The sequence below is a fragment of the Actinocorallia sp. B10E7 genome (genome assembly GCF_039871655.1).
Classification (GTDB): domain Bacteria; phylum Actinomycetota; class Actinomycetes; order Streptosporangiales; family Streptosporangiaceae; genus Actinocorallia.
The window spans coordinates 405,345-427,432 of record NZ_JBDPLZ010000004.1; the positions used below are offsets into that span (position 1 = coordinate 405,345).

The window sequence follows — 22,088 nt, forward strand, 5'->3', positions numbered from 1 at the left end:
CGCCCCTGCAGTCCTCATGGTGCCGCTCCCGGCACGCAGCACAGATCATGACTCAGTGTTACCCATTGGTAGAGATGCCCCGAACCTCCGGGGTGTGGGCAACCTCATATCAGGTGAGGGGTGGCGGGCCCGCCGGGACGGCACGCCGGAGATGATCTATCGATTCGCGCAAGGTGGCATGATCCGGGCAGGCAAGGCTCTACGGTGGTCGTCGTGACGACTGCTTCCCCGCAGGTCGCGGAGTCCCCCGCCAGCACGGCCACCCGGAGGGTGGGCGCGCTGTGCCGTGTGTTCTGGGCGCTGACGAAGGGCACGGCCGTCACCGCGTTCCACTACCGGATCACCGGTCTGGCCGCCGAGGCGGCCTTCTGGGCCCTGCTCTCCCTGCCTCCCCTGTTCCTCGGCCTGGTCTCCAGCGTGGGCCATCTGAGCGGCCTGCTCGGGCCCGACCTGGTCCAGGAGCTCAGCGGCTGGATCATCGCCAAGTCCCGGACCTTCCTCACCGAGCCCGCCGTGGACAAGGTGGTGCGGCCGCTGGTGGACGACGTGGTGCGGGGCGAGCGGATCGGGATCATCTCGGTGGGCTTCCTGATCTCGCTGTGGGCGGGGTCGCGGGCGCTCAGCGTCTACGTCGACACGATCACGATCTCCTACGGCCTGGACGGCGTGCGCGGCGTCATCCGCACCCGTCTGAAGTCCTTCCTCCTCTATGTCGTGGGGCTGGTCGTCGCGGTGGTCGTCATCCCCCTGATGATCGCCGGTCCGGCCCTGGCGCGGGAGACGTTCCCCTCGACCGCCCGGCTGGTGTCGATGCTCTACTGGCCGGTCCTGCTGACCCTGTCGATCCTCTTCCTGAGTCTGCTGTACCACCTGAGCGTCCCGGTACGGACGGCCTGGTGGCGGGAGACGCCCGGCGCGGTGGTGGCGATGGTCTTCTGGATCGGCGGCAGCGTCCTGCTGCGGGTCTACCTGTCGGAGTCGCTGACGGGCGTCTCGGTGAGCGCCTCCCTGGCCGCCCCGATCGCCCTCATGGCCTGGCTGTACGTGACGGCCTTCGCGGTCCTGGTGGGGGCCTGCCTGAACGCCGAGGTGGACCGCAGATGGCCCGCGGCGGGGACGTCGAGGGCCAGGGCGGTGGCCCTGCTGAAGAGCCACGAGGCCTGAGGGGCGTGGCACGGGGCCTGGTAAAGAATCCGAACGACTTGCACTAATTCCGGCAAAGTTCACGTAACCTCGCCTTATATGACAGCCCCTGCCACTGACGCCCGTATCCGCACGGTGACGGGCCCGCTGCCGATCTCCGCCCTGCGGGGGCGGACACTCGCCCACGAACACCTGCGGATGGACCTGCGCTGGCCGGTCCGCGCGGAGTCGGACCCGGGCCGCTGGCTGGACGAGGAGATCCACGTCTGCGACGAGCTGACCCGGCTGCGGGAGCGGCAGGACCTCGGCCTGGTCGTCGAGCTCACCTGCCTGGGCATGGGCCGCGACGCCTCGGCCCTGGCGCGGATCAGCGCGGCCAGCGGGGTGGCCGTCGTGGCGGGCACCGGCTTCTTCTGCGAGCCCTTCCACCCGGTGAGCACGCGGGGCGTGGACGCCGGCCGGCTGGCCGAACGGCTGGTCGCCGAGATCGGCTTCGGCATGGACGGCACCGGCGTCCTGCCCGGCGTCATCGGCGAGGTCGGCTGCTGGGACGAACAGCCCACCCCCGCGGAGGAGGCGGGGCTGCGGGCCGCGGCGCTGGCCTCCCTGCAGTCGGGGCTGCCGATCGCCACGTACGGCCGTTCCGGGCTGGCGCAGCTCGAACTGCTGATGGAGACCGGAGTGGCCCCCGGCAAGGTCGCCGTGGGGCAGCAGAGCCTGACCGGCGATCCGGGCGTGCACCGCAAGCTCGCCGAGCTGGGGGCCTACGTCTCCTTCGGACGGCTGGCCGCCACGGGGAACGACGCGATCCGGCCGGTGCTGGAGCTGATCGAGGCGGGCCACGCCGACCGGCTGCTGCTGGGAGGCGGGATCTGCCGGATGGAGCAGCTCGTCCACTACGGCGGTCCGGGCTACGGCACCGTCTTCGACGACTTCGTGCCGGCTCTGCGCGCCTGCGGCGTGGACGAGGCGGCGCTGGATCTGATCACCCGGGAGAACACCCTCCGCTGGCTCGCGGTGTAAGCGGATGCCTAACACAAAAGGCCCTCTTTCGAGGGCCTTTTGTGTTTTTCGTTTTTGTGAACGCAAACGGCCCCGTGGAACCGGGGCCGTGAACGTTCGTCGAAGTGCCGGGGTCCGGCGGCCGATCGTCAGGCGGCGTTGGCGCGGCGCATGCGGCGGCGACGCTCGGAGGCGCGCTCGTCCTCGTTCAGGCCGCCCCAAGTACCGTATTTCTCCGGACGGGAGACGGCGTAGTCCAGACAATCCGTGCGGACGGGGCAGCCCATGCAGACCTGCTTCGCCTTGCGCTCGCGGATCTCCCGCTCGGGCTGACGCTCGCCGTCAGGGCCGAAGAAGAGCACAAGGTCTTCCCCCCGGCACGCGGCGGCGTCCTGCCAGCCCCAGCTGGGACGGGGGAGGTTAGCCTGCCGACGTACCTGAGCCATGAAACACCCACCTCAGTTGATTTCTGAGCAATTTCGGACAAAGACGTTGCTAGCGCTCAGTAGCGCTGAAATTTACAACGTCTGGAGTTGCCGCTGTGTTCCCTATGATGGGTAAGCTCGCGGCGCAGCATCCCCGACTGGGGCCTCCGAGAGGTTACACGAGGGCCGCTTCGGTGTGAAGGGCCAGCCCCCGCATTTGGTATGTCTGAACGCTCACATCGCACTCCTGCCCGCAGAAACTGGGGCTTTCTACCAGTTCGATGGTGCCGGACCAGAGCTCGCCACCCGCTGTGACTCTGGTCATATAGGGGCCGGTCCCCGTGACGGAGATGACACGCACGTCGTTTATGCCCAGTAGGCCGGTGCGCTCGCGGACGAAGTGCTCGGCGGCCTGGGCCGCCTCCGGCATCCCGGCCCGGCCGCGCAGCCGCTCCAGGGAGACCTCACCGCGCAGGCAGGCGTCGACGGCGTCCTGAGCCGAGGCCGCGTCGAGCTGGCCGTAGTAGAGGGCGTGCGGCATGCAGACCATGTTCGCGGCGAAACGGTCGCCGCCCACATGAGTGGTCTCCCAGATGAGGTCGCCGTACCGTTCGGCCAGCCCGCGGGCCAGGGGCGCACCCGTACGGGCGCAGCAGACGTTGCGCTTGCCGTGCGTGCACACCAGCACGACCGGATCTTCGGCGGGCTGCCCGAAGCGGGGGCGCTCGCCCCGGGCGACGGCGGCGAGGTCGAGTTCGGCGAACTCCGCCGGATCGGCCACCTCGCGCGTCTCCATCCACGGGTCGTCGCCCGACCAGACGACGTAGACGCGGGTCGGGGGAGCGGCCCGGCGCCGGCCCGGGCGGCGGATGAGCTGGGGGCGCACCCCGTGCCGCGCGGCCTCGGCGACGATGGGGATGCCCATCTTCTCGATCTTGGGCGCCCACGGGCCCGGGTGCTCCAGCAGCAGCCAGCCGCGCGGCTTGGTGGTCGCGCTGGCCAGGCAGGGGCGCTCGCCCGTGTGACCGCCAGGGCAGTGCTCACAGGATGGCGAATGCGCCACTGCCGTCACTCCTCCCCGAAAAAGTTAGTTAGGTCACCCTAACCTAACCTGGCCTGCCCGGCCAAGGAAGGAGGCAAGCCTCAAAGACCGTGTGAACTCGACCTCACCTCGGCGACCATGGCCTCGGCCCTCGGGAGCGCCGCCGCGCGGTCCGCCTCGACCAGGCCCACCCGGGTGCGGCGGTCCAGGAGGTCGCCGGCGTCCAGCGCGCCCTCATGAGCGAGCGCCCAGGCCCACTCGACGGCCAGGTAGGGACGCCCGGGCAGCACCGGCTCCAGCAGCGACGGATCCGCATCGGCCAGAGCCGCCATGAGCGGGGCCTCGGCGCCGTAGCGGCGGGCCAGCCGGAGCGGGACCCTGCGCGGGGCGGAGGAGGGGACGGTGCCGGGGGCCCCGACGAGGGGGATTCCGGCGGTCGGCGAGGGGCCTGCGGCCAGGTTCAGGGCGTCCACGGCGTCCTGGGCCATGCGCCGGTAGGTGGTGAGCTTGCCGCCGACGACCGTCACGATCCCCTCGGGCGAGGTGAGGACGGCGTGACGCCGGGAGATGTCGGCGGTGCGGCCTTCGGCGTCGAGCAGAGGGCGGAGGCCGGCGAACGCGCCCAGGACGTCGGAGCGGCGGACAGCCGTCTCCAGGACGGTTCCGAGCAGATCCAGGAGGAAGCCGATGTCGCTCTCGGGGGCGGTCGGAACGTCCGGGATCTCATCGACGGGCTCATCGGTGAGCCCCACGTAGACGCGCCCGTCGTCCTGGGGAAGGACCAGCGCGAACCGGTTGACGCTGCCGGGAACGGGCAGGTGAAGGCCCGCCTTGAGGGCGGCGAGCGGATGCTCTCCCATCGCGTTCCCGTCGAGGACGAGATGCGTGCCGCGCGACGGGCGCAGCGTGATGCCCGGGACCAGCCCGCCCGCCCACACGCCGGCGGCGTTGACGACTCTGCGTGCGCGCAGGTCCTTGACCTCGCCGGTCAGCTCGTCCCGCACCCGCGCGCCTTCACCGGTGACCTCGATCGCTCTGCAACGGGTGAGGATCCGTGCTCCGTATCCGGCGGCCGTACGTGCGATCGCGGTGACGAGACGGGCGTCGTCGCACAGTTGCCCGTCCCAGGACAACAAGCCTCCGCGCAGACCGTTCTCGCGCAGTCCGGGCGCCAGCCGCATCGTCTGCGCGCGCGACAGCCGCAACGGGCCGGGCAGCACCTTGCGGGGGGTCCGCGCGGAGGCGCGCAGCAGGTCTCCCGCGCGCAGCCCGACCATCGCGAGCGCCGCGTTACGGCGTGACATCAGCGGGGTGAGAGGCATCACGAACGGCATCGCGCGGATGAGGTGAGGGGCGGTGCGCGTCATGAGCGTGCCGCGTTCGACGGCGCTCTCGCGGGCGACGTCGACTTGCCCGGACGCCAGATAGCGCAGGCCGCCGTGAACGAGTTTGGAACTCCACCGCGACGTGCCGAACGCCAGGTCCTGCGCGTCGATCGCCGTCACCTTGAGCCCCCGTGCCGCCGCGTCGAGTGCGACTCCGGCTCCGGTCACACCCAGTCCGATGACCAGAACGTCCGCGACGTCGTCGACGGAGGCCGCGAGTTCACGGGCACGTCTTTGCGCGTTGAGAGAAGTACCCGGGCCGGCGTGGGTGTTCAATGCGGGTTCCCTTCGGAGTGTTCAGGGGTGAGGAATCGTTGGAGGAGGAGGCGGAGTTCCTCGTCGAAACACTCCGCGGACAGGTCGTCCTCGCCGAGCATCGTGGGCAGCGACAGCGCGAACCCCTGGACGACCAGCAGTACGGCGCGCGCCTGGCGGGCCGGCGCGTCCCTCCGCACGGTGCCGTCTTCGTGGCCCCGGGCGAGTTCGCGTTCGATGAGGTCCAGGAAGGCCTCCTGGCTGGCCCCCGTCCGGGTGAGCAGGTAGGGGAGCAGCAGTTCGGGATCCACTTCCACGATCTTGCGCAGCAGCGGATGCGCGCGGAAGGCGCGCGTGCCCCGTACCAGGGTGTCGACCAGGCGGGCGCGCGCGTCGCCGCCGCTTTCGGCCATGACGGACTCGGCCAGGAGGAGCCATTCCCTGGTCATCAGGTCGCCGACGATCGTCTGCACGTCGGGCCAGCGGCGGTAGAGCGTCATCCGGGAGACGCCGGCCCGGCGGGCGATGTCGGTGAGCGTGGTGCGGCGGACGCCCACGGCCAGCACGCAGTCGCGGGCGGCGTCGAGGACGTTGTCCTCGTCGGTGCGGCCCGCGCGATTCCCTGGTCGGTGGTTGTGACGAATCGACGTCATATGTCACAGTGAACCACAAGAAATCGATACAGCAAGAGCTGGGAGGAACCGCGGTGCCCGTACAGATGTCGTGGTCGGGCTGGGGAGACCCGGCGAAGGCCACCCCCCTGTCCGAATCGATCACCACCCTGCTGCGGGAGCTGCTCGGGGTAGAGCCCCGGGACGAGGCCCCCGTCGCCCTCGCCGACATCGCGCCGCCGGCGCCGCGGCTGGGCGAGGACGTGCTCGCCGCGCTCGGGAAGGTCGCCGAGGTGAGGACGGACGCCGAGGCCCGGATCCGCCACACCGGCGGCAAGTCCACCCCCGACCTGCTGCGCATCCGGCGGGGGGACACCTCCCAGACCCCCGACGCGGTGGTCCTGCCCGCAACCCACGAGGACGTCCTGAGCGTGCTGGAACTGGCCACCGAGCACGGCTTCGCGGTCGTGCCGTTCGGCGGCGGCACCTCGGTCGTCGGCGGCCTGGCCCCGCAGGCCCCCGCGTTCGTCGCTCTGGACCTGCGCCGCCTGGACGAGGTCCTCGAAGTGGACGAGGTCAGCCGCACCGCCACCCTCCAGGTGGGGCTGCGCGGCCCGCGGGCCGAGGAGCTGCTGGCCGGGCGCGGCTACACCATCGGGCACTTCCCGCAGTCCTTCGAGTGGGCGAGCATCGGCGGGTTCGCCGCCGCCCGCTCCAGCGGCCAGTCCTCCGCCGGGTACGGCAGGTTCGACGAGCTGGTCGTCGGGATGACCGTCGCCACGCCGACCGGCACCCTCGTCCTGGGCCGGGCGCAGAAGTCGGCGGCCGGACCGGACCTGCGGCAGCTCATCCTCGGCTCCGAGGGCGCGTTCGGCGTCATCACCTCGCTGACCGTCCGGATCCGCCCCGTACCGGAGGTCAAGCTCTACGAGGGCTGGCGCTTCCCCGACTTCGCCGCCGGCGCCGCGGCTCTGCGCGTCCTCTCCCAGGACGGCCCGATGCCCACCGTCCTGCGCCTGTCGGACGAGACCGAGACGATGGTCGGCCTCGCCCGCACCGAGAGCATCGGGGAGGGCGACTCCGGCTGCCTGGCGATCGTCGGCTACGAGGGCCAGGCGGGCGAGGTGGCGGTCCGCCGGGACAGGACGCACGCCGTGCTGGTCTCGCTCGGCGGCACCGCCCTGGGATCCGAGCCGGGCGAGAGCTGGGAGCACGGCCGGTTCGGCGCCCCCTACCTGCGCGACTCGCTGCTGGACGTGGGCGCCTTCGTGGAGACGCTGGAGACGACGACGTTCTGGTCGAACGTCCCCGCCCTCTACGCGGCGGTCAAGGCGGCGCTGCCCGGCCATCTCGTCATGTGCCACATCTCGCACGTCTACGCCTCGTCGGCCTCCCTGTACTTCACTATCGTCACCGCGCGGATCGACTGGGACGAGGCGAAGACCGCCGTCAACGAGGCGATCATCGCGGCGGGCGGCTCGATCAGCCACCACCACGGCGTCGGCACCGAGCACAAGGCCGCCTACGCCGAGGAGATCGGCCCGCTGGGCGTGGAGGTCCTGCGCGCGGTGAAGCGCAGCCTCGACCCCGCCGGGATCCTCAACCCGGGGATCCTGGTCCCATGAGGAGCTTCACGGCGGTCGTGAACCCGACCGCGGGCGGCTCCTCCTCCGCCCGGACGCTCTTCGCGCTCGCCCGCCTGCTGCGCGAAGGGGGCGCCGCCCTCCAGGTCGAGTACAGCCGCGATCTCGCCCACGCCGGGGAACTCGCACGCGAGGCCGCGGGGCGCGGCGACACGGTGCTGGGCGTCGGCGGAGACGGCATCGTCGGCGGGGTCGGCGGGGCGCTGGCCGGGCTCGACGCCGAATACGGCATCGTCCCCGCCGGGCGCGGCAACGACTTCGCCCGCCAGCTGGGCCTGCCGACCGGGGTCTCCGAGCTGGCCGAACTGCTGCTGCACGGCGAATCCCGCCCGGTGGACCTCATCGAGGTCGACGGGCGGGCCGCGCTCGGCAGCGTCTACGCGGGCGTGGACGCCCTGGCCAACCTGTACGCCAACGAGACGAAGCTGCTCAAAGGAAGAGCGTCGTACACCTTCGGCGCCGTCCGCGCGTTCACGTTCTGGAAGCCGGTGACCTACACCGTGACGGTGGACGGCCGACGCCTGGAACGCCGCGCGTACACGGTCGTGGCGGCCAACTCCGGCTACTACGGATTCGGACGGCGCATCGCCCCCGGCGCGTCCGTGGACGACGGCCTGCTCGACGTCGTGATCATCCATCAGGCGTCCCGCAGGCTGTTCGTCACCGTGATGAACGAGCTGGAGACCGGTGCGCACGTCCACCGGTCCGAGGTCGAGGTGCTGCGCTGCGAGGAGATCCGCATCGAGGCCTCCCGCGACCTGCCCTACGGCTGCGACGGGGAACTCCCCGGCAGGCTTCCGGTGAACGTGCGGGTCCTGCCAGGAGCACTCCGCGTGATCCGCCCGTAGGCTCGAAGCATGCGCACGATCCTGAACCTGATCTGGTTCTTCCTCTCCGGCTTCTGGCTGGCCCTGGGGTACTTCACCGCGGCCGTCCTGTGCTTCATCCTGATCATCACGATCCCCTTCGGGGTCGCTGCCTGGCGGATCGGGGTCTTCGCGCTCTGGCCGTTCGGCAAGAAGGTGATCGCCAAGCCCACCGCCGGGGTCGGTTCGGCGGTGGGCAACGTCATCTGGATCCTCATCGCGGGGATCTGGCTGGCGCTGGGCCACCTGGTCACCGGCGTGGCGCTGTGCGTCACGATCATCGGCATCCCGCTGGGGATCGCCAACTTCAAGCTCATCCCCGTCTCCCTCACCCCGCTGGGCAGGGAGATCGTCTCCACCGACGACCCGCGCGGCTTCGGGGTGGGCTGAGCGCCGGGTCTGGACATGCCGCTCCGGGCGGGGAGATCATGGCGCCATGTCTGGATACGCTCTGCCGCGCTCCGGTGAGGTCTTCTTCGACGCCCGCGGCGAGGACCGCGCGCTGCGGCTCTCCTGGCACCCGGACGTCGACCTCATGGTGTTCAGCCTGTGGGACCGCGGCACCTGCACCGCCACGTTCAGGCTGCCCGCCGCCGAACTCGGCGGGCTCATCGAGATGCTCTCCCACGGGCTGCCGCAGGGCGGGCCGCCGGACCCCGGACCGGAGACCACCCCTGACCTGGTGCCCGGCCAGGGCGAGGAGGTCCCGTTGACGGGGCAGCACCGACACCCCGGCTGAGTACTTGTCTTCGCCGCCCCGGCATGATCGTCTTGACGGGTGAGGTCGTCCCCCCGAAGTTCACATCAGTCACCGGCGGGCGCGGGCTGGGGGTGCCGGGAGCCGGGCACCTTCTGGACGCTGAATCCGCAGGCGCCGCTGTCGTGGCTGCGCCCGTCCGTCCTGTGGCGCTCCCGCAACGACGTGATCGCCCGCTGGTTCGGCGACCCGGTGGACGACCTGCGGCGGCGCTGGGTCGGCGCCCCGGGCGACCAGCTGCTGCGCACCGAGGAAGGGGACTTCTCGTTCCTGCTGCTGGGCGACACCGGCGAGGGCGACAGCTCGCAGTTCGCGGTGGTGCCCCCGATGCTGAAGACCGGCGCCGACACCGACTTCATGGTGATCGCCAGTGACGTCATCTACCCGGTCGGCAGCATCAACGACTACCCGCACAAGTTCTTCCACGCCTACCAGGGCTACCAGGGTCCCATCTACGCGCTGCCCGGCAACCACGACTGGTACGACGGGCTCGAGGGCTTCATGCGGGTGTTCTGCGACCGGCGCGGCGACGGCTCGCCCGGCGGATGGTGGAAGGGCGGCCCGGGCATCCTCGCCCGCAGGCTGTGGCGGCGGCCCGAACCCGCCGACGAGGGGGCGCTGGCCGAGGCCCGCAAGCTGCGCTCGGCTCCGGAGCAGCAGGGCGTCCAGCCCGGACCGTACTGGGTGATCGACGGCCCCTCGCTGCGGATCGTCGGCATCGACACCGGGATCAGGGGCAGGCTCGACCGGGAGCAGGGGGAGTGGCTGCGCCGCGTGTCCGCCGACCCCCGCCCCAAACTGCTGATCACGGGCAAGCCCGTCTACCGCAACGACCAGTACCAGCCGTGCCCGATCGAGGGCGGCGGCACCGTCGACGAGATCGTCCGCTCCTCGAACTACGTGGCGGTCATAGGCGGCGACATCCACAACTACCAGCGCTACTCCGTCGCCGTGGAGCCCGGACGGAAGATCGAGTACCTGGTCGCGGGCGGTTCGGGCGCCTACATGCACGCCACCCACATCATCGGCCGCACCACGGTCGTGGAGGAGGAGGACTTCACCTGTTACCCGCTGCGCGGCGACTCACTGGTCTACTACAGCCAGGTGTACGGGCGGCGGTTGCGAAGGCTGGGGCTCGGGAGGTTCTTCGACCTGTCCTACCCGCAGGCGGCGGCGGCCATCGCCGAACGCCTGGGCCTGGAGCCGTCCCGTCCGGAGGGCAGGAACGTCAAGGCGGGCCGGAGGGCGAAGCTCATCGCGTTCCTCCTGGGAGTGCCCAGGGGCGGCGGCACGTCGCCCCGCAGGTTCCGCCTCCCGGTGGGCCAGGCGTACCGCAAGCTCTTCTCCGAGACCTCCGACAGCGACACCCCGCCCTTCTTCAAGAGCTTCCTGCGCCTCGACGTCACGTCCGGCGAACTGCGCATCCGCTGCTTCGGCGTCTCGGGCTGCCGCGAACACGAACTGTCCCCGCCGGTCGAACACGAACTGCGCATAAGTCTTCACTGACGTGGGAGGCGTCACGTCCTCCTACGATCGCGTAGGTTTCTGTGCATCCTGCATGCTTGGCGTCGTGAAAGAGTTCCAGTCCTATGTCGCGCTCGGAGACAGTTTCACCGAGGGCCTGAACGACCACCTGGGCGACGACCGGTTCCGGGGATGGGCCGACCGGCTCGCCGAGCACATCGACGCGGCCCGCCCCGGCCTGAGGTACGCCAACCTGGCCGTGCGCGGGAAGCTGCTGCGCCAGGTCGCCGAGGAGCAGGTGCCCCGCGCGGTCGAGATGGCGCCGGACCTGATCACCTTTTCCGCCGGCGGCAACGACATGCTGCGCCCGGGGGCCGACCCCGACGCCATCGCGCTGCTCTACATGGACTGCGTGCGCAGGTTGAAGGCCACGGGCGCCGAGGTCGTCGTCTTCACAGGCTTCGACCCCAAGCAGTGGAACGTCAACGGCCGCGGCGGCGGCGACGGCAAATGGCGCGGCAAGGTCGCCACGCTCAACCTGCACATCCGTTCCATCGCCGACCGGTACGACCTGACGGTCGTGGACCTGTGGTCCATGTCGGTGCTGTCGCACATCGCCGCCTGGCACGAGGACCGCCTGCACCTGACCTCCGAGGGGCATCGCAGGCTCGGCCTGGCCGTCGCCGAGGTCCTCGGCGTCCCCGCCGAGGGCGACTGGCGCGCCCCCTGGCCGGCGATCCCGCCCAAGACGTGGCAGGAGGCCAAGCGGGAGGACCTCTACTGGGCCAGGACGTACTTCCTGCCCTGGGTGGAGCGCCGCGTGAAGGGGCGGTCGTCGGGGGACGGGCGCCTGCCCAAGCGGCCCGACCTCCATCCCCTGTGAGGACGGGACGGCGGGCCCCCCGGAGAGGGAGGCCCGCCGCCTGACGTCAGGGCCGGTTACGGCCCCGCATCGACCTGTGGATGATCTTCCACTGGCGGGTGCGCTCGGCCCGCAGCCGCGCGTCCGTCCGGGAGGCCGCCCACGCGGCCTCCTTGCGGAGCTTGCGCCAGGAGGCCAGCCGCCGTTCGGGCAGCTCGCCCGCCGCCACGGCCGCCAGGACCGCGCAACCGGGCTCGTCCTGGTGCGCGCAGTCGGAGAACCGGCAGTCCTCCGCCAGCTCCTCGACGTCGGAGAAGGCCAGCGCCAGCCCTTCGTCCGCGTCGTGCAGGCCGATCCCGCGCAGTCCCGGAGTGTCGATGATCATCCCGCCGCCGGGCAGGAGCAGCAGCTCCCGGTGCACGGTGGTGTGACGGCCCCGCCCGTCGGCTTCGCGGATCTCTCCGGTGGCCATGAGCTCGTCCCCGGCCAGCGCGTTGACCAGGGTGGACTTACCGGCCCCGGACCGTCCGAGCAGCACCGCGGTCTCGCCGGGGCCGGGCCGCAGCGCGTCCAGCCCCTCCCCGGTGGAGGAGGAGACCGCGCGGACCTCGGCGCCGGGGGCCGCCGCGGCGATCCGGTCGAGGTCCACCTCGGCGAGATCGGCCTTGGTGATGACGACGACGGGTCGGGCGCCGCTCTCCCACGCGAGGGTGAGCAGCCGCTCGATCCGCCCGAGGTCGGGCTCGGGCACCGCGGGCTCCACCACGTGGACCACGTCCACGTTGGCGGCCAGCACCTGCCCGTGCGAGTCCCCGGGGCGCACCCCGGCGCGGACGATGCTCGTCCGGCGGGGCAGTACGGCGCGGATCGCGGTGTCGAACGCGACCCAGTCGCCCACGCAGGGCAGCGCGACCGGATCCTGGGAGGAGGCGCGCGTCAGAGCGCCGCTCCAGGGGATCCGGAGCTCGCCGGCCTCGGTGAGCACGTCGCAGGATCCGCGGTCGACCCGGGAGACCCTCCCGGCGGTGAACCCCGGCTCGAGCGCGGCGGAGAAGAACGCGTCGAAGCCGAGTGAGGAAAGAGAGAAGGCCACTGAGGTGGCGCCTTTCGTGGAACGGCGCCGGCCTGAGCCTCAGAGGTTCAGGCGGACGCCTTGGTGAACAGGGTCCGGGAACGGCCTGCCACAACGACGATCATCATCCGGACTCACCTCTCACTGGCGCCGCGCCTCTCGCGGCCTGCTCCCACGGTAGTGCGGAGGGCCCGGGGAGTCGAAGGAATTAATGTGCCGATCTTGTGGCACGAAAAGGGCTTTCAGTGCATAGTCGGACGATGCTGAAGTTGGCTCCGGTGTCTCCCGACCCGTTCGCGCTGCGCCGGAAGACGGGGGACCTGGCCGAGGGCGCGGCCAGGCTGGCACAGGATCTCGAAGCGGCGCCGGTGGCGAAGGTGCTCGCCGACGCGAACCGCACCGCCGTCCGCAGGGGGGCGACGACGGCGTTCGGGCAGATGAAGCCCCAGCCCGTCGACTGGTTCACCTTCGAGGACTCCGACGACGACACCCGCGACTGGTACCCGCAGGGGCTGACCAGCTCCTCGGACGCCGGATCGGGTCCCGACGCCTTCATCGCGAGCTGGTACTGGAAGCCGGAGCTGGCCACCGAGGAGCGCGGCATCCGGCTCACCTTCCTCGACCCGGAGAAAGGGCGGTACCGGCACGTGCTGGCCGTCACCGCACGGCCCGACGGCGGGTACTCGGCGATCGACATCCACGCCGGAGGTATCGCCTGGTACCGCCATTACCTGTACATCGCGGACACCGTGCGCGGGCTGCGGGTGTTCGACCTGCGGAAGATCCTGGACCTGAGGTCCGTCCAGGACGGCACCGGGGACCGCGACCGGGTCGGCCGCAAGGGCGGCAGGTTCCACGCCTACGGGTACCGCTACATCCTGCCGCAGTGCGACTCCTGGCGGCTGGCCGCGCTCGGCGCCCGGTTCTCCTTCGCCTCGGTCGACCGCACCGCCGACCCGGACTTCCTGGTCTGCGGCGAGTACGTCGACGGGCCCGGAGAGACCGGCAGGCTGGCGCGCTGGCGGCTGGCGTCCGACGGGACGCTGGAGCACCGGGACGGGGTGGCCTCCGCCGCGGACGCCTACCGGGCGCCCGTCGGCAAGATCCAGGGCGCCGTCTCGCACCGGGACACCTGGTACCTCAGCCAGGCCGGGACCGGAGCGGTCCGCGGCAACCTTCTGGTCGGGCCGGCCGGCGCGGCGCCGGAGAAGCGCGCCTACCCCTTCGGGCCCGAGGACCTCACCGTCTGGCGGGCCAGGAGGCAGCTCTGGAGCATCACCGAGTTCCCGCGCCGCAGGGCCCTGTTCGCCGTCCCGCTGTGACGCCTTCCCCGGGCTCGCGTGGTCGGGGCCTGGAATGTCCGTGGCACCCGCCACAATGAACACATGTTCTACGCGGTGGCGCCGTCGGGGGAGAAGGGCGGGGCCCTCCGCGCGCTGACCCGTGACGGGAGCCCCGCAGGGGACGTCGAGCACGTCGACGACCTCGCGGCCGCCGTCGCCGAACGGGAACGGCGCTCGGCCCCGCGCTGGGTGTGGGCCTCCACGGCACGGCTCTACCCCCGGCTGCTGCGGGCGGGCGTCCGGGTCGGCCGCTGCCACGACCTCGAGCTGACCGAGGCGCTGCTGCTGGCCTTCGACGGCCGGACGGGGGAGTCCAGGTCGGTGACCGCCGCGCTGGCCAGGCTCCGCGGCCTGCCCCCTCCCGAGGAGGAGCCGCAGGAGGCCGAGGGGGAGCAGCAGCTCCTCTTCGGAGCGCGGGTCGCGCCCCCGGTCGAGACGGTCGTGGAGGTGTACGCCGCCCAGGCCGCACGGCTGGAGGGCCGGCTGCGGCTGCTGGCGGCGGCCGAGTCCGCGGGCGGGCTGATCGCCGCGGAGATGAGCCACGAGGGCCTGCCCTGGCGGGCCGACGTGCACGACGAGCTGCTCACCGGCCTGCTGGGCCCCCGCCCGGCGCACGGGCTGCGCCCCCGCCTGCTCCAGGAGCTGGCCGACCGCATCTGTGCGGAGTTCGGCCATCCCGTGAACCCGGACTCCCCGCAGCAGCTGGTGAAGGCCTTCGCCGGAGCCGGCTTCCCCGTCTCCTCCACCCGTGCCCATGTGCTGAAGGGCGTCCCCCACCCGGCGGTGCCCGCGGTGCTGGAGTACAAGGAGCTCTCCCGGCTGCACACGGCCCACGGCTGGAGCTGGCTCGACGCCTGGGCGAAGGGCGGCCGGTTCCGTCCCGAGTACGTCGTCGGCGGCGTGGTCTCCGGCCGGTGGGCGACCAGGGGCGGCGGCGCCCTGCAGATCCCCAAGGTCCTGCGCCGCGCCGTGGTCGCCGACCCGGGCCACGTCCTGGTGGTCGCCGACGCCGCCCAGCTCGAACCCAGGGTCCTGGCCGCCCTCGCGGGCGACGCCGCCTTCGCCGAGGCCGCCGCCCAGGGCGACCTCTACGCCGCCCTGGCCGCGGTCTTCTCCGACACCCCCGGCGGGCCCTCGGCCCGGGACAAGGCCAAGATCGCCATGCTGTCCGCGATGTACGGCGGCGGCACGGGCGAGGCCGTACAGCTCCTGTCCGCCCTCAAGCAGCGCTTCCCGGACGCCTTCGGGTACGTGGAGTCGGCCGCGCGGGCGGGGGAGCGGGGCGAGCTGGTGCGGTCCCTGCTCGGCCGCACCTGCCCTCCGGCCTCCCCGGAGTACCGCGACCTCATCACCACCGAGGCGGGCCGCGCCGCCGCGGCCTCGCGGGGCCGCTTCACCCGCAACTTCGTCGTCCAGGCCACCGCCGCCGAGTGGGCGCTGGCCTTCATGGCGCTGCTGCGCCCCCGGCTGCCCGCCGGGGCGCACCTCGTCTTCTTCCAGCACGACGAGGTGATCATCCACACCCCCGAGGCCTCCGCCGGGGCCGTCACCGGCGCGCTGCACGCCGCCGCCGCCGAGGCCGCCCGCCTGCTCTTCGGCGACACCCCTGTCGTCTTTCCCATGGAGATCGCCGCGGTCCCGTGTTACGGCGACGCGAAGTGACGGCAGGGGCGTCCGGGGCGCCCGGGGAACCCGTGGAAGGTTGTCGGATCTGTTACGGTCTGGGGTGGAGGAAGGCGGGTAGGAGGCGGGCATGGGGCTGAACCAGGAGAGACTCGAGGACCTCTCGTCGGAGGAACTGCACGACCGGGCGGTGAAGCTCGCGCTGCACCGGAGGGACGCCGGATTCTTCTGGCGGCTGCTCAGCGACATCCCGGCGGCGGAGGCGGCGATCGGGAACATGAAGCGCAGCGAGACCGACCTGATGCGGGTCTTCGGCCTGGTCACCGACTTCCTGGGCTCCGGAGAGGGCGAGCTGGCCGACGCCCTGCGCCCGGTCTACCTGGACTACCTGCGCGCCCCCGAATAGAGCCGTCTCAGCCGCTCTTTCGCGTCCCGGACCCGGGGAGCCAGGTCTCGATGCCGTCCAGGACGCGCTGGAGCCCGTACTCGAAGTTCTCCTCGGGCGTCATGTGCGGCTGCTCCGCCTCCAGCATGACCCGTTGCATCAGGGGGTAGCGCCCGGTGCCCATCAGGGAGCGGACGTACGCGGAGTGCGCCCGCATCCACTCCTCCTCGCCGGCGCCTGACGCCGCCGCCCGCCGCTCGGCCGCCAGTTCCTGGCGGACCGCGCCCTCGGCGTAGGCGTACACGAGGTTGATCGCGCGCATCATCTCGTCGATGTCCAGTCCGATGCCGTCGACGATGCCGTAGAGGTACTCGAGGAACTCGATGCCGTTGGGGCCGAGGAAGAAGTACGGGGCGTCCACCTGGGCCGCCCACGGGTGCCGCAGCGCCCGCGCGCGGATCTGGTGGGCGAGCCAGTGCAGCCCGCCGCGCCAGTCCGGGTGGGCGGGCCGGTCGATCTCCTCGAAGGTGAGGTCGACCATCAGGTCGATGAGGTCGTCCTTGGACTGCACGTACCGGTAGAGGGACATCGTCCCGGTGCCCAGCTCGGCGGCGAGCCGGCGCATGGTCAGCGCGTCCGGTCCCTCGGCGTCGCAGAGGGCGACGGCGGCCCGGGCGATCCGGTCGAGCGTGAGGGCGGGCTGCGGCCCCCGTGCGGAGCGGGGCGGCCTGGCCCAGATGATCGGTCTCGCCTTCTCGTCGCTCACCCTCCCATCCTCCCACTTGCGTACGTTGTACTCATTAAATTAGGGTCCCTATTACTGCGTACTACGTACCCATTTGGAGGGTCGATGGGAGAACCGATCGTCATCGCCGAAGGACTGCACAAGCGGTACGGCGAAACCCACGCGCTCCGCGGCCTGGACCTGGAGGTCGCCCGCGGCAACGTCTGCGGAGTCCTGGGGCCCAACGGCGCGGGCAAGAGCACCGCCGTGCGGATCCTCACCACGCTCGCCGACCCGACCGAGGGGCGTGCCACGGTCGCGGGCTTCGATGTCGTCCGGCAGGCCGGGGAGGTCCGGCGGCGCATCGGCCTCGCCGGGCAGAGTGCCGCCGTCGACGAGTACCTGTCGGGCCGCGAGAACCTGCGCATGTTCGGCAGGTTCCACCACCTGGGCCGTAAGGAGGCGCGCCGCCGGGCCGACGAGCTGCTCGAACGGTTCGGCCTGGCGAATGCCGCGGACAGGCCCGTCTCCGGCTATTCCGGCGGTATGCGCCGCAGGCTCGACCTCGTCGCCAGCCTCGTCGTGGACCCCGAGGTCCTCTTCCTGGACGAGCCGACGACCGGCCTGGACCCGCGCAGCCGCGGCGAGATCTGGCAGGCCGTCCGCGACCTGGTCCGGAACGGCACCACCGTCCTGCTCACCACCCAGTACCTGGACGAGGCCGACCAGCTCGCCGACGACATCGCCGTCATCGACCACGGCCGCCTCATCGCCCGGGACACCCCCGGCCGGCTGAAGGCCCAGATCGGCACCCGCCTCGACGTCGTCCTGGCCGACCCGGCCGACACCGGGCGCGCCGCCGGCCTGCTCGCCCGCAGGGCGGGGCGGGGCGAGCCCGACCTCTCCGGAGCACGCTTCAGCCTCCCGGTCGGCGACGTCACGCTGCCGGAGATCGTCCGCGAACTGGACGCCGCGGGGTTCGGCGTCCTCGACGTCTCCCTGCGCCGCCCCACCCTCGACGAGGTGTTCCTCAAGCTCACCGACCACGCGAAGGAGTCCGTGTGAACACCCTCACCTGGGCCGTCTCCGACGGCCTGACGATGTTCGGCCGGCACCTCACCCAGCTCAGGCGCCGCCCCGGCGAACTCGTCGGCGCGCTGATCTTCCCCGTCGTCATGGTGGTGATGTTCGGCTACGTCTTCGGCAGCGCCATCCGGGTCCCCGGCGGGGGGAACTACCGCGAGTACCTCATGCCGGGACTGTTCGGCATGATCACCTTCAGTGCCGTGATGGCCCAGGTCATGAGCACCGCGGCGGACGCGGAACGGGGCGTCATGGACCGTTTCCGCTCCCTGCCGATCGCCCGCTGGGCGATGCCCTTCGGCCAGTCCGCCGCGGACCTGCTGACCGGCCTCCCCGTCCTGGCCCTCATGGTCGCCTGCGGGCTCGCCGTGGGCTGGCGCCCGCACGAGGGGGCGGCCCGCACGCTCGCGGCCTTCGCCCTCATCCTCCTGATGCGCATGTCCCTGGGCTGGTTCGGCATCTGGATCGGCCTGGCCGTGAAGGACGAGAAGACCGCCGACGCCTTCGTCCCCCTCGTCCTCCCGGTGACGATGTTCTCCAACAGCTTCGTCCCGACCGGGGGAATGCCCTCCTGGCTGCGCGCCGTCTCCGAGTGGAACCCCGTCAGCGCGCTGGTCACCGCCCTCAGGACGCTGTTCGGCAACCCACAGGCACCCGGGGACGCCTGGCCGCTGCGGCATCCGGTGGCGGCCACCCTCCTGTGGTCGCTCCTGCTGACCGCGGTCTTCATGCCGCTCGCCGTCCGCGCCTACACCCGCAAGAACCGCTGACCGCCCGTACCCGTCCCGTGAGGGCGGGTCCGGGCGGCCGCAGAGGGCTAAAGGTACTGGCCCATGGGGATCTCGGCGGGCTTGGGCGGGGTCTCGGGGAGGTCCTCGCGCAGGAGGAGGCGGACGGCGGCGTCGTCGGCGACGGCGCCCTCGGCGGTGATGCGGCGGGCCTGGAGGGAGCGGGCGCGGTCCAGGATGTTGCGCACCAGGCGGGCGTTGCCGAAGGAGATGCCGCGCGGGACGCCCCGCAGCAGGTCGCGGACGGCGTCCTCGGCGCCCTCGCCGAGGGTGAAGCCCGCCTGGTCCGCCATGAACCGGAAGATCTCCACCAGTTCGTCGTCGCTGTAGTCAGGGAAGCCGAGCACCGTCGGGAAACGCGAGGCGAGACCCGGGTTGAAGTCCAGGAACCGCAACATGTCGCCCTCGTACCCGGCGACGATCACCACCAGGTCCGAGCGGTGCTCCTCCATCAGCTTGAGCAGCTCGGCGATCGCCTCGTAGCCGTAGTCCCGCGCGGCGTCGGCCGGAGTGAGGGCGTAGGCCTCGTCGATGAACAGCACGCCGCCCAGCGCCCGCTCGACCGCGGCCCGCACCCGGGGCGCGGTGTGGCCGATGTACTCGCCGACCAGGTCGGCCCGGGAGACCTCCACCAGGTGCCCCGACGACAGCAGCCCGAGCTGGGCGTAGACGGCGGCGATCAGCCGGGCGATGGTCGTCTTGGCGGTGCCGGGGTTGCCGGTGAAGACCATGTGCCGGGTGGGGGAGCCGATCGGGATGCCGGCCTCGCGGCGCAGCCGCTCGGCCCGCGCCTCGGCGACCAGCAGCCGCACCTCGTGCTTGACGTGGTCGAGGCCGATGAGGGCGTCCACCTCGGCCAGCGGGTCGCCCGGCAGCTCCACCCGTCCGGTGGCCGACAGGCTCGTCGGCAGGTCCACGGGCAGGATGAGGTCGAGCGCCTCGTGGTCGTCGACGACGCCGTCCTCCAGCACCCGGCGCGACTGCAGGGCGATGGCCCGGTCGAGCAGCCCCGTCATCAGCCGCGCGTTGGTGTGGCGGGAACCGCCGCGCAGCAGCGCCCGCACCCGCTCCAGCACGCCCTCGCCCAGCTCGAACCCGCTCTCGGCGGCCTTGGCCCGGAACACCTCGACCAGCTCGTCCTCGGTGAGGTCGGGGAAGCGCACCACCTTGGGGAAGACGCGGGCGAGGTCGGGGTCGCCCTTGAGCATGCCGTTGACCGCCGCGTCGGGGCCCGAGAGCACCACGACGAGCTCGTCCTCGTGCGCCTGCAGCGTGGCGAGCAGGACGTCGAGGGCCTCCCGGTCGCGCGGCGAGTCGGAGTCGGCGAGGGTGTGCGCGTCGGCGATCACCAGCACGCCGCCCAGCGCCCGCTCGACCACCCGCCGGACCTTCGGGCCGCTCTCGCTGGTGTACTCGCCGACCAGGTCGGACCGGTCGACCTCCAGCAGGTGCCCGGTCGACAGCACCCCCAGCTCGGCGTAGATGCGGCCGAGGATCCGGGCGACCGTCGTCTTGCCGGTGCCCCGGTTGCCGGTGAACACCAGGTGCCGGGGCCGCGACGGCACCGGCATGCCGGCCTCGCGCCGCAGCCGGGCGGCCTTGGCCTCGGCGACCAGCGCGGAGATCTCCCGCTTGACCGGCTCGATGCCCGCGCAGGCGGCCAGCTCGGCCAGCGGGTCGGCCGAACGCGCCGGGTCGCCCGGCACGAGCCGCGCCGGAAGGTCCTTCACCAGCACCTTGATCGCCCGGGGGGTCCTGGCCCTGGCGGCGGCCGTGCACTGATCGGCCAGGAACTCCACCAGCCGGGCGTTGCGGAGGTTCAGCACCGGCGCGGTCCGGGCCAGCAGCGCCCCGGCCCTGGCCGCCACCGTCCGGGCGACGTTCAGGTCCCGGGCCCGCACGGCGCGGATGAACAGCTCGGTGTAGTCCTGCTCGCCGAACTCGCGGGTGCGGGTGACCCGCAGGCCCTGGACCAGGCCGGGGTTGGCGGCGAACAGCCGGTCGTCCCCGCCGGGCCGGGCCAGCGCCACCATGTTCAGCTTGTGGTTGCGGGCCAGCAGGCGGCGCAGCTCCTCGACCACGGCGGGCCCGCAGCGCTCATAGGTGAGGATCTTGTCGAGCCCGTCGACGACCAGCAGCTGCCGGCCCTCCAGGCACTCCTTGACCCGGGCCTGCAGCCACAGCACCGCGTCGGACAGGTGCAGCGAGGCGAAGACCTGGTCGGAGACCCACAATACGTCCCGGATCTGGCCCGTCTCGGTCAGCGCCCGCTCCAGCACCTCCACGCCGGTGCCCTTGCCGGTGCCCTCGGGCCCGGCGACCAGCAGCCGTACCGGCCCTGCCTCCTTGACGGCCCGGTCGATCTCGCGGACCAGGTCGGGCTGGCCGAGCAGCGCCTCCCCGGCGAGCCCGGACGGCTCCTCGGCCTCGTCCTCCCCGGCGGCCGGGGCGGTCTCGTCCCGCCTGAGCCGTTCGGTCAGCGGGTTGGGCACCAGGCGCCGCCGCCCGAACAGGCGGCGCAGGTCGGCCTGGAACCAGCGGATCGGGGTGTGCATCGCCGGGTGGGCGGCGTTGTCGGGCAGGCCCTGGACGCAGCCGGTGACCCGGACCGCCATGTCCAGCCAGGCCCGGCAGGCGTCGGCCTCGCCCGCCACCAGCAGCCGCGACAGCCAGCCGCGCAGCTCCAGCTGCCAGTTCTCGGTCGACCAGCCCTCCCGCAGCGCCTCCATCCGGCTCACGACCGTCTCGTAGACGGCGCTGCCCAGCACCACCGCCAGCTCGGCGGGCGGGACGTTCTGCCCGGCCTGCAGCAGGACCTTGGCCAGCGCGGTCTCCGAGGCGTCGGCGGCGATCGTGCCGTGCAGCCTCTGGTTGGCCGCGACGAACCCGTCGACGGACCACTGCAGATAGCCCACGGCGCCGGACAGCTCCGGCAGGACGGCCAGCTCCTCGTCCGTCGCGCGGGCCGCCCACCGCTCGCCCAGCTCGGCCATGGAGACGGTCAGGTCCTGCTCCTCCCGGCGCTCGTGCAGGGCGATCAGGGCACGGCGGCGGGCGTCCAGCGGCTCCAGGCCCTCGAAGACGTCGAGGGCCTCGCGGGCCAGCCGGAACATCAGCTCCCGCTTGGCGGGGTCGTTCGCGGCGGGGTCGGCCATCCACAGCGAGGGCGGGCGCCACCGGCCGGACTGGCTGAACCAGGAGGTGGTGTCCCGGACGGCCGGCTCGGGGTTGGCCAGGAAGGACAGCAGCAGCTCGTAGTCCATGTCGCCGCGGCTGCCGGCCCGCACCGCCGAGGCCCCCATGAGGAAGGTGAGGAGGGAGAACAGCTCGGCGCCCAGCACCGAGGTGCTCTCGGCGTAGAAGCTGGTGAGGGGCTGGCTCAGCTCGGCGGCCCGCTCGTCTCCGGCGAACCGCAGCGCCCGCTCGGTCAGTTCCTCGATCAGCCCGTCCGGGACCCGCCAGGGCCCCTGGCCGTAGACGTCGAAGACCGGTTCGTCGGTCAGCAGGATCTCAAGGTGTTCGGGAAGCCGGGGGGAACTCACCGCAACACCTTATGCGCGGGAGCCGCGCGCTTGTAACAGCCGTGGAATCGGTGCTTAACGCCGGGGGTGTGGG

General features: G+C 72.1%; 20 protein-coding genes. 13 read left to right on the top strand and 7 right to left on the bottom strand.

Features of this window, described 5'->3' with window-relative positions; translation table 11 throughout:
• The first annotated feature begins 213 nt into the window (after positions 1–213).
• The gene (locus tag ABGB12_RS15780; RefSeq protein ID WP_347678466.1) at positions 214–1,164 is read left to right on the top strand and encodes a YihY/virulence factor BrkB family protein; all 951 of its coding nucleotides are present in this window, start codon (positions 214–216) and stop codon (positions 1,162–1,164) included.
• 78 nt (positions 1,165–1,242) lie between these two features.
• The gene (locus ABGB12_RS15785) at positions 1,243–2,166 is read left to right on the top strand and encodes an aryldialkylphosphatase (RefSeq protein WP_347678468.1); all 924 of its coding nucleotides are present in this window, start codon (positions 1,243–1,245) and stop codon (positions 2,164–2,166) included.
• Between the two features lie 128 nt (positions 2,167–2,294).
• On the opposite strand, the gene ABGB12_RS15790 is transcribed toward ABGB12_RS15785, so the two are convergent.
• From ABGB12_RS15790 to ABGB12_RS15805, 4 genes are all read right to left on the bottom strand, one after another.
• Positions 2,295–2,591, bottom strand: coding sequence for a WhiB family transcriptional regulator (locus ABGB12_RS15790; RefSeq protein WP_106399257.1), 297 nt, complete (start codon positions 2,589–2,591; stop codon positions 2,295–2,297).
• A 154-nt stretch (positions 2,592–2,745) separates the two neighbouring features.
• A complete protein-coding gene (locus tag ABGB12_RS15795) occupies positions 2,746–3,633 on the bottom strand; it encodes a sucrase ferredoxin (protein ID WP_347678470.1) in 888 nt (295 codons plus the stop codon).
• An 80-nt stretch (positions 3,634–3,713) separates the two neighbouring features.
• Positions 3,714–5,273, bottom strand: coding sequence for a glycerol-3-phosphate dehydrogenase/oxidase (locus ABGB12_RS15800; protein WP_347678472.1), 1,560 nt, complete (start codon positions 5,271–5,273; stop codon positions 3,714–3,716).
• Entirely contained in the window at positions 5,270–5,905 is a 636-nt protein-coding gene (locus ABGB12_RS15805; protein WP_347678474.1) for a TetR/AcrR family transcriptional regulator, read from the bottom strand. The genes ABGB12_RS15800 and ABGB12_RS15805 overlap by 4 nt, the downstream gene beginning before the upstream one ends.
• A 65-nt stretch (positions 5,906–5,970) precedes the next feature.
• On the opposite strand from ABGB12_RS15805, the gene ABGB12_RS15810 reads away from it, so the two are divergent.
• From ABGB12_RS15810 to ABGB12_RS15835, 6 genes are read left to right on the top strand one after another with little or no spacing between them, the layout of a single operon-like run.
• The gene (locus tag ABGB12_RS15810; protein ID WP_347679185.1) at positions 5,971–7,488 is read left to right on the top strand and encodes an FAD-binding oxidoreductase; all 1,518 of its coding nucleotides are present in this window, start codon (positions 5,971–5,973) and stop codon (positions 7,486–7,488) included.
• Positions 7,485–8,354, top strand: a complete 870-nt coding sequence (locus tag ABGB12_RS15815) for a YegS/Rv2252/BmrU family lipid kinase (protein WP_347678476.1) — start codon at positions 7,485–7,487, stop codon at positions 8,352–8,354. The genes ABGB12_RS15810 and ABGB12_RS15815 overlap by 4 nt, the downstream gene beginning before the upstream one ends.
• Before the next feature lie 9 nt (positions 8,355–8,363).
• Positions 8,364–8,762, top strand: coding sequence for a YccF domain-containing protein (locus ABGB12_RS15820; RefSeq protein WP_347678478.1), 399 nt, complete (start codon positions 8,364–8,366; stop codon positions 8,760–8,762).
• Positions 8,763–8,808: 46 nt separating this feature from the next.
• Positions 8,809–9,111, top strand: a complete 303-nt coding sequence (locus ABGB12_RS15825; protein WP_347678480.1) for a hypothetical protein — start codon at positions 8,809–8,811, stop codon at positions 9,109–9,111.
• Between the two features lie 39 nt (positions 9,112–9,150).
• Positions 9,151–10,635 (top strand): metallophosphoesterase, encoded by a 1,485-nt coding sequence (locus tag ABGB12_RS15830; RefSeq protein ID WP_347678482.1) that lies wholly within the window; start codon positions 9,151–9,153, stop codon positions 10,633–10,635.
• Positions 10,636–10,687: 52 nt separating this feature from the next.
• On the top strand, positions 10,688–11,476 hold the full coding sequence (locus tag ABGB12_RS15835; protein ID WP_347678484.1) for an SGNH/GDSL hydrolase family protein: 789 nt from the start codon (positions 10,688–10,690) through the stop codon (positions 11,474–11,476).
• Positions 11,477–11,522: 46 nt separating this feature from the next.
• On the opposite strand, the gene rsgA is transcribed toward ABGB12_RS15835, so the two are convergent.
• Entirely contained in the window at positions 11,523–12,548 is a 1,026-nt protein-coding gene (gene rsgA / locus ABGB12_RS15840; protein WP_347678486.1) for a ribosome small subunit-dependent GTPase A, read from the bottom strand.
• A 239-nt stretch (positions 12,549–12,787) separates the two neighbouring features.
• Between rsgA and ABGB12_RS15845 the strand changes: the two genes are divergently transcribed.
• The 3 genes from ABGB12_RS15845 to ABGB12_RS15855 all read left to right on the top strand — a co-directional run bounded on the left by ABGB12_RS15845 (position 12,788) and on the right by ABGB12_RS15855 (position 15,899).
• Positions 12,788–13,849: a hypothetical protein gene (locus tag ABGB12_RS15845; RefSeq protein WP_347678488.1), complete on the top strand. Its 1,062-nt coding sequence runs from the start codon at positions 12,788–12,790 to the stop codon at positions 13,847–13,849.
• A 63-nt stretch (positions 13,850–13,912) separates the two neighbouring features.
• Complete coding sequence (locus ABGB12_RS15850; RefSeq protein ID WP_347678490.1) at positions 13,913–15,532, top strand: bifunctional 3'-5' exonuclease/DNA polymerase; 1,620 nt, start codon at positions 13,913–13,915, stop codon at positions 15,530–15,532.
• 91 nt (positions 15,533–15,623) lie between these two features.
• Positions 15,624–15,899 (top strand): hypothetical protein, encoded by a 276-nt coding sequence (locus tag ABGB12_RS15855; protein WP_347678492.1) that lies wholly within the window; start codon positions 15,624–15,626, stop codon positions 15,897–15,899.
• 7 nt (positions 15,900–15,906) lie between these two features.
• Here ABGB12_RS15855 and ABGB12_RS15860 read toward each other — a convergent pair whose 3' ends face one another.
• Positions 15,907–16,644, bottom strand: coding sequence for a TetR/AcrR family transcriptional regulator (locus ABGB12_RS15860; RefSeq protein ID WP_347678493.1), 738 nt, complete (start codon positions 16,642–16,644; stop codon positions 15,907–15,909).
• A gap of 84 nt (positions 16,645–16,728) precedes the next feature.
• On the opposite strand from ABGB12_RS15860, the gene ABGB12_RS15865 reads away from it, so the two are divergent.
• Both ABGB12_RS15865 and ABGB12_RS15870 read left to right on the top strand, forming a co-directional pair.
• A complete protein-coding gene (locus ABGB12_RS15865; RefSeq protein WP_347678494.1) occupies positions 16,729–17,667 on the top strand; it encodes an ATP-binding cassette domain-containing protein in 939 nt (312 codons plus the stop codon).
• The gene (locus ABGB12_RS15870) at positions 17,664–18,455 is read left to right on the top strand and encodes an ABC transporter permease (RefSeq protein WP_347678495.1); all 792 of its coding nucleotides are present in this window, start codon (positions 17,664–17,666) and stop codon (positions 18,453–18,455) included. The genes ABGB12_RS15865 and ABGB12_RS15870 overlap by 4 nt, the downstream gene beginning before the upstream one ends.
• Before the next feature lie 47 nt (positions 18,456–18,502).
• On the opposite strand, the gene ABGB12_RS15875 is transcribed toward ABGB12_RS15870, so the two are convergent.
• Positions 18,503–22,015: an AAA family ATPase gene (locus tag ABGB12_RS15875; RefSeq protein ID WP_347678496.1), complete on the bottom strand. Its 3,513-nt coding sequence runs from the start codon at positions 22,013–22,015 to the stop codon at positions 18,503–18,505.
• Positions 22,016–22,088: the final 73 nt, after the last annotated feature.

Bases quoted from the DNA above. Each gene is read 5' to 3' on its own strand.
- ABGB12_RS15785 (WP_347678468.1), top strand. From the start codon at position 1,243: ATGACAGCCCCTGCCACTGACGCCCGTATCCGCACGGTGACGGGCCCG.
- ABGB12_RS15790 (WP_106399257.1), bottom strand. From the start codon at position 2,591: ATGGCTCAGGTACGTCGGCAGGCTAACCTCCCCCGTCCCAGCTGGGGC.
- ABGB12_RS15805 (WP_347678474.1), bottom strand. From the start codon at position 5,905: ATGACGTCGATTCGTCACAACCACCGACCAGGGAATCGCGCGGGCCGC.
- ABGB12_RS15810 (WP_347679185.1), top strand. From the start codon at position 5,971: ATGTCGTGGTCGGGCTGGGGAGACCCGGCGAAGGCCACCCCCCTGTCC.
- ABGB12_RS15815 (WP_347678476.1), top strand. From the start codon at position 7,485: ATGAGGAGCTTCACGGCGGTCGTGAACCCGACCGCGGGCGGCTCCTCC.
- ABGB12_RS15820 (WP_347678478.1), top strand. From the start codon at position 8,364: ATGCGCACGATCCTGAACCTGATCTGGTTCTTCCTCTCCGGCTTCTGG.
- ABGB12_RS15825 (WP_347678480.1), top strand. From the start codon at position 8,809: ATGTCTGGATACGCTCTGCCGCGCTCCGGTGAGGTCTTCTTCGACGCC.
- ABGB12_RS15835 (WP_347678484.1), top strand. From the start codon at position 10,688: ATGCTTGGCGTCGTGAAAGAGTTCCAGTCCTATGTCGCGCTCGGAGAC.
- ABGB12_RS15845 (WP_347678488.1), top strand. From the start codon at position 12,788: ATGCTGAAGTTGGCTCCGGTGTCTCCCGACCCGTTCGCGCTGCGCCGG.
- ABGB12_RS15850 (WP_347678490.1), top strand. From the start codon at position 13,913: ATGTTCTACGCGGTGGCGCCGTCGGGGGAGAAGGGCGGGGCCCTCCGC.
- ABGB12_RS15855 (WP_347678492.1), top strand. From the start codon at position 15,624: ATGGGGCTGAACCAGGAGAGACTCGAGGACCTCTCGTCGGAGGAACTG.
- ABGB12_RS15865 (WP_347678494.1), top strand. From the start codon at position 16,729: ATGGGAGAACCGATCGTCATCGCCGAAGGACTGCACAAGCGGTACGGC.